Here is a 6,948-nt window from a genome sequence, read left to right as displayed (position 1 = left end):
ATACGACGTGTTCGGTATCCTGGCTTCCGGAGGGACTGTGGTCATCGCTCAAAAAGAGGACGTAAAAGATCCTATGCGCTTAAGAGAAGTGCTGCGGAAAGAAAGGATCACATTTTGGGATTCTGTCCCAACAACTCTGCATCACTTAATTAGAAGTTTTGAAGAAAGTGGCACGCCGTACCTTCAGGAAGATTTGCGGCTTATATTCTTAAGCGGGGATTGGATTCCTGTGGACCTGAAGAAGCGAGCAGAAGCTTATTTACCACAAGCTCAAATCATTGGTCTTGGCGGAGCTACAGAAGGCACCGTTTGGTCAAATTATTATCCCATTCACTCGGTTGAAGAAGGGCAAAAAAGCATTCCTTACGGAAAACCGATTGGAAATAACCGTTTTTATATTCTCGATGCCAACCAGCGCCCAGTCCCGCAAGGGGTAAGAGGTGAGCTATACATTGGAGGAATAGGGGTTGCGCGTGGGTATATGGGAGATGAAGAAAAAACCAATTCTGCATTTATGAAAATCCCCTACCATGAAGGTCGGGTGTATCGAACGGGTGATATGGGTCGAATGCTTCCGGATGGAAACATGGAGTTCCTTGGACGAAAAGACCATCAAGTGAAGGTAAGAGGCTACAGAATTGAGCTCGGTGAAGTGGAAACACAGCTCTCATCTCACCCAGCAATAAAAGAAGCCCTTGTCACGGTCTTAAAAGATGAAGAAGGAAACAATGGACTCACTGCCTATATAGTAGGTGAAAGAGTAAAGGATCATGAACTGCGTGAATTCTTATCAACAGCTTTGCCAATGTACATGCTTCCAACCTATTATGTATGGCTGGATAGACTGCCACTAAGTGAGAATGGAAAAATTGATCGTAAATCATTACCTGATCCAAGAAGAGGCGTGGAAAAGGCATATGAAGCACCTGAAAGTGAAACGGCTCAAGCCTTGGCAGTCATTTGGAAGAACCTATTGGGTGTAGAAAGAGTCGGATTACATGATGATTTCTTTGAATTAGGTGGCCATTCCCTTAAGGCAACAATATTAATTGGGAAAATATTAAAAAGATGGAATATAGAGTTCCCACTAGAATGGGTATTTCGTTACCCTTCTCTTCTTGAATTAACGAATAAAATTGATAATTTTAGGAACTACATTTCCGGAAGTGATAACCCAGTTACCCAACTAAGTGACGGACAAATTCCTATTTTCTGTTTTCCGCCGGTTTCAGGTTTTGGATTTGAATTTAAAAGTTTGGCAGATAATCTTTTAGACCATAAAATAATTGCTTTTGATTTTATTGAACAGGAAGACAGATTGCAGAGATACATTGAATTAATAAAAGAATTCCAACCAGAGGGACCATATACCCTTCTTGGTTACTCAGCCGGAGGAAATCTTGCTTTTGAGGTAGCAAAGAATATGGAGATATCTGGTGAATCATTATCGAGTCTGATAATCTTAGATGCCGAATGTAAAACTAGTATTAAAGAAATTAGTGATAGGCAATTGGAAAAAGAGATAGAGGACCAAATACAAAATGCTGAATTCAAGTATAAAGATTTACTTACTACACCGTCGCTACGGCAAAAAGTAAAGAAAAGAATTGAAAAGTATCGAAGGTATTTGGAAGAAACAGTGAATGAAGGAACCATAAATTCTGACATTATTGTCATTAGCACTGAAGATAACGACGGATTGTCTTGGTCCTCATCAACTATAGGCAAACATCAAGTCATCAAAGGGTTCGGTAATCATATGGGAATGATTCATTCACCTTATGTTTCAAAACATGCTGAAATTTTGAGGAATTTAAGCATTATGATCTAAACATTGATTTACTGTGGCTTATTTAAAGCCACAGTAAAATTACAAGGGAAATCAAGGAGGAAACAAACATGAAATGGATTTGGTTATCTATATTAATATACTTTATTGGTTATGTATGGGATGTAATTATGCATTTGACAACTGAGATAAAAATAGAATATATCCCTGCCCCTCATGCCACCATGATGATAGGAATTGTACTATCTGCTATAGCAGTTTTAAGATATCGAATAGTGTTTAAAGATCAAAATAAATGGTTAATGGCTCTAAACTTAATTGCAGTTATCATAATGACAATTGGTAGTTTGTGGGATAATTTTGGTTATCATATCAGAGGAATTGAACCAGCAGCTAATGCCATGCCGCACTTGCTACTAAGGTATGGAGGGTATTTGTTTTTACTATTAACAATCATCATATCTATTAAACAACTCTTTTTAAGAAATAGAAATAATAAAGGAGCAAGCTTAAGTCAATAAATAAAAAAGCCCCCATTTCCTCTATCTCTTAGAACACTATGAGGATTTGGAGGGCGCGTTTTAAAAATATTATCAATGTTAAATTAAACCTAATCTTTCAATAATATTTGTTGTAATCGTTGAAGCATGATTATGTACAAAGAAATGATCACCATCTATAACAACTTTTGAAAAACTATCATTCGTAAGGTATTTCCATTCATCCAATTCATTAGTAGAAACCTCTTTGTCTCTTGTTCCACCAAATACAGTTATGGGACAACGTAAAGCTGGTCTATTTATGAAATTGTAATTTTCACACATAGAAAAGTCAGCACGAATAACCGGAAGTAATAAATTCATAAGGTCTTTATTTTGTAAAACAGGCTCTGGTGTAAAGGATAACTCTCGAAGTCTATTAATTAATTGATCATCCGATAACAAATGATCTCTAGTATCATGATTACTTTTATGAGGGGCTAAATGTGCAGAAACAAACAAATGAACTGGCTTGATTCCGAATTGTTGTAGCTTTACTGATAATTCATAACTAATTAGTGATCCCATACTATGGCCAAAAAATGCAATTGGCTTATCATATAAAGGGTTTAAAATATCTACCAAATCAGTCGTTAATTCATCAATGTTAGTATAAGGCTTTTCAGTAATTCGATTTTCTCTTCCAGGTAGTTGAATAGGAATAACATCAATATCAAAAGGGAAAAACTTTTGCCAATTCCGATAGATTGAGGCGCCGCCACAAGCATAAGGGAAAAAAAGAATTCGAATTTTAGAGTCTGAATTAAAAGATTTATTGAAAGACCACTGCATTAACGATAAATCTAATTTCATTAGCTACACTCCTTAAAATATATAGATTTAATATAACAATAACAAAATAATACCTTTTAAGTAAATATATAGATTTTCAATTAGGAGGTACAAATGTTTACCCAAATTAAATGCGATTTAAAAGCAGTTTTGGAACGAGACCCAGCTGCTAAAAATGCAGTAGAGATTTTCTTCTTTTACCCTGGGTTTCAGGCTTTGATACTTCATCGTATATCTCACTGTATGTATTGTAAAAACCTTACATTTGTCTCTAAGGGAATAGCGTATATAAGTCGATTCATTACTGGAGTTGAAATCCATCCTGCTGCCAAATTAGGAAAAGGTATTTTCATAGATCATGGTATGGGGGTTGTAATTGGTGAAACAGCAGAAATTGGGGATAATGCAACCATTTATCATGGTTCTACCCTTGGAGGAACAGGTAAAGACACTGGCAAAAGACACCCAACTATAGGGAAAAATGTAGTTATATCCGCAGGAGCGAAGGTACTTGGGCCTTTAACAATAGGGGATAACTCCAAGATAGGTGCAGGTTCTGTAGTGTTAAAAAATATACCTGAAAATTCAACGGTAGTTGGCATACCAGGAAGGATTGTTAAAAAGAATGATGAAAAAATTAGTCAAAATAGCGAACTAGAAATTGAATGTTTAGTAGAAACTGGTAATTGTGTGGGAGAGATCATAACAGAGCCCTGTATAGCCCTCTTTAAAGATGAGTTGATAACCAATCAGAAAGAAGTTAAGAAAAAAACTGTTTCACTATAGATAAATAAAAGGAGGAAGATTTATGTATGATGTAATCGTCATTGGCTCCGGACTAGGAGGATTAGTAGCCGCTTGTAAGCTTGCACAAACAGGGAAAAAGGTGGTTGTCTTAGAGAAACATATCATAGCAGGAGGATTTGCCACATCATTTAAGAGAAAAAGGAAATGGGAATTCGATGTGTCCCTACATAGTATAAGTGGATTAAGAGAGGGGGGGAGAATAAACAAGATTTTTAAAGAAATAGGTGTGTTTGATAAATTAAAGTTTAATGAATTACCCGATTTATATTCAGTTTATCATCCTGAGGGAAAATTTGTTGTAAATGGCCAGGCTCAGGAATATGAAAAAGATTTGATTAAATTATTTCCTGAAGAAACAGAGGGCATACATTCTCTGTTTCAACTCTTTGTTACTATTCGAGAAGAAATGATTAGCAATAGAAAAGGTGTGTCCACATATATAAAATATCAAAATCATACCCTTCAACAATTAATGGATGAACATATAAAATCGCCAAAATTACAGTCTGTAATTTGTCAATTATGGGGTTACTTTGGACTTATACCAGCTAAACTATCTGCTAACTATTTTGCATACGCATGGACCGACTATCATCATTATGGTGGAGCTTATCCTGTGGGACGCTCACAGTCTATTTCAAATGCGCTAATTTCAAAACTGATTAGCATGGGAGGAGAGATAATCACGAGACAAGAGGTAACTGAAGTCATTACTATTGATGGGAAAGCAAGAGGAGTAAGAACCAAGAAAGGGAAAGAATACTACGCTAAGCACATCATTTCAAATATGGACCCAAAGAAACTTCTTCCTATTATCTCTGGAATAGAAGAGTTACCCAAAAGATTAAAACAGAAAGTAGAGAAGATTCAGCCCAGTTTTTCATGCATACAAGCATATTTGATTTTTGATGGGAATTTTTCAGAGGTATATGAAGAAGCGAGTCATGAAATATTTGTAAATGATTATTACGATTTAAACCGTATTGAACATGATATAGAAGATGGGAATTATAAAGAAATGCCTTATTGTCTTACAATTTATGAAAATATAGTACCTAATTACCAAAATGCTTTTGAAAGTACCTTAACCATGATGCAAATTTGTAGCTACGATGATTGGAATAAATTAAATAAGGAGGAATACTTACAAAAGAAAAAAGAGATAACACAAATCTACTTAGATAGACTGGAGAAAATCTACCCAGGCATAAAAGAAAAAGTGAAGCATATTGAACTTGCAACTCCATTAACTGTAGAGAGATATACTGGGCACACGAAGGGTGCAATATATGGAGCAGCACAAACAGTTGAACAATCACTACATAGGAGCCTTCCTCAAATGACACCTATTCCCCAGCTTTATCTAGTTGGTGCTTGGACTAAACCTGGAGCGGGATATAGTGGCGTAATATCAAGTGGGTACAATTTGGCTACAACTATTCTTACAAAAGAAAAAAGAGAGGTCCTTACATGATTTTTATCAGAAACCTAAACAAAATCTACAATAATACAAATGTAATTAATAACCTTGACCTACAAATTGAAAAGGGTGACTTTGTATTTTTGCATGGGAAATCAGGATCTGGCAAGAGCACCTTGTTAAAGATACTAACAAAAGAAGTTAGAGGTTGGTCTGGTAAGATAACTGTTGATAGTCAGGATTTAAACAAGGTTGCTACTTATAATATCAGAAGAAAAATAAGCGTCATCTATCAATCATTTGAATTATTGCAGGAAAAAACTGTGTATGAAAATATCTCTCTTGCCGGACATGTAGTTGGAAAAACTAATAAGGATATTCACAATCGTACAACATTGCTAATAGAAAAAGTGGGATTAAAAGGAAAGGAGAACCTTTATCCAAAAAATATATCGGGTGGTGAACAGCAACGCGTAGCAGTAGCAAGAGCATTGTTAAATAAACCAGAAATAATTCTAGCCGATGAACCTACCGGCAACCTTGATACTGAGAATGCCTACCATATCATTCGCCTTCTGAAGCAACTTAATGAGGAAGGAGTGACAGTTCTAATTGTTACCCATGATTTAGAACTAGTAAAGAGCTTTCCAGCAAAAATAATTATCATGAGTGAAGGGAAAGTGAAAATTAGTGAGAATGATCATCTACTTATTTAATGAAGCACGATTAGGCTTACTTCGAAATGTTCCTGCAGTTGCTGCAGCAGTATTAATTATATTTATATCTATCTCTGTTCTAGGGGTATCTTTGCTAGTGAAAAATAGCCTAAATCATACAATTGATTATTTGAATAATCAGGTGAAAATAAGAGTAATGATAGACCCAAAATGGAATGCATCTGAAATTGCACTGACAATTGAGAAAAACCCGCTTGTTTATAGTGTTAAAGTTGAAAGCAAAGAAGAAATGGTTGTTAGCATGAGTAAGTTATTTGAAGATAAATCAGAACTTTTGGAAATGTTTAATTTTAGTTCACTACCAGATGCAATTACCATTGATATGAAAGACAACACCAGCGTAGACTATATGGCAGACATGTTAAATAATACCGAAGGAATCACGGATGTTATTTATCCTGGAGAATATGTTGCAACTGTTATCCGTTGGACTGACAGTGTTGAGAGGTATAGTTTCCTAGCGATTATTACTCTTGTTTTTGCTTCAGTCTTAACTGTCATGATGACTATTAACCTAACGATGATTAAGAGAAGGAAAGAAGTAAGAGTTAAATTGTTATTAGGAGCCAAACCAAGCCACGTTCGAATTCAATTTTTGATTGAGGGTGCCATAATCGGTTTAATGGGAAGCATACTCGCGAATTATTTAGTATATTTTGCACACGAAAATCTTATTCAAATGTTATATGCTCAACTACCATACGTCTTTGAAGAACAAAAACTTAATCTGTTTTTGGTTTTTACCTTTTCTCTTTTTGGAGGTCTTTTGCTCGGTCTCACTGGAAGCTTTATTTCGACGTATAGGACCCTAAGATATGAGTAGGATTATTATTATTACAATTTGTCTCTTTATCATTGCCATCC

Annotated in this window: 7 protein-coding genes; 6 read left to right on the top strand and 1 reads right to left on the bottom strand. The window is 35.4% G+C overall.

What is annotated here, in order from left to right; translation table 11 throughout:
- Together J2S17_RS27315 and J2S17_RS27310 are read left to right on the top strand one after the other, a co-directional pair.
- Window positions 1–1,831, top strand: a 1,831-nt coding sequence (locus J2S17_RS27315; RefSeq protein WP_307480228.1) for an AMP-binding protein, incomplete at its 5' end; no start/stop codon positions are given.
- Between the two features lie 68 nt (window positions 1,832–1,899).
- Complete coding sequence (locus tag J2S17_RS27310; protein ID WP_307480226.1) at window positions 1,900–2,310, top strand: hypothetical protein; 411 nt, start codon at window positions 1,900–1,902, stop codon at window positions 2,308–2,310.
- A gap of 78 nt (window positions 2,311–2,388) precedes the next feature.
- Here the strand turns inward: J2S17_RS27310 and J2S17_RS27305 are convergent, their stop codons facing one another.
- Window positions 2,389–3,141, bottom strand: coding sequence for a thioesterase II family protein (locus J2S17_RS27305; RefSeq protein WP_307480224.1), 753 nt, complete (start codon window positions 3,139–3,141; stop codon window positions 2,389–2,391).
- Between the two features lie 93 nt (window positions 3,142–3,234).
- On the opposite strand from J2S17_RS27305, the gene epsC reads away from it, so the two are divergent.
- From epsC to J2S17_RS27285, 4 genes are read left to right on the top strand one after another with little or no spacing between them, the layout of a single operon-like run.
- Window positions 3,235–3,906 carry a serine O-acetyltransferase EpsC gene (gene epsC / locus J2S17_RS27300; protein ID WP_307480222.1) on the top strand — a complete coding sequence of 224 codons (672 nt, stop codon included), beginning with the start codon at window positions 3,235–3,237 and terminating at the stop codon, window positions 3,904–3,906.
- A 22-nt stretch (window positions 3,907–3,928) separates the two neighbouring features.
- Entirely contained in the window at window positions 3,929–5,401 is a 1,473-nt protein-coding gene (locus J2S17_RS27295) for a phytoene desaturase family protein (RefSeq protein WP_307480218.1), read from the top strand.
- Entirely contained in the window at window positions 5,398–6,063 is a 666-nt protein-coding gene (locus J2S17_RS27290) for a cell division ATP-binding protein FtsE (protein ID WP_307480216.1), read from the top strand. The genes J2S17_RS27295 and J2S17_RS27290 overlap by 4 nt, the downstream gene beginning before the upstream one ends.
- Entirely contained in the window at window positions 6,044–6,907 is an 864-nt protein-coding gene (locus J2S17_RS27285; RefSeq protein ID WP_307480234.1) for a cell division protein FtsX, read from the top strand. The genes J2S17_RS27290 and J2S17_RS27285 overlap by 20 nt, the downstream gene beginning before the upstream one ends.
- Window positions 6,908–6,948: the final 41 nt, after the last annotated feature.

The sequence above is a fragment of the Cytobacillus purgationiresistens genome (assembly GCF_030813235.1).
Lineage (GTDB): Bacteria > Bacillota > Bacilli > Bacillales > Cytobacillaceae > Cytobacillus > Cytobacillus purgationiresistens.
Note: the sequence above shows the minus strand (reverse complement) of the source record. Positions and strands in the feature narration are given on the sequence as shown.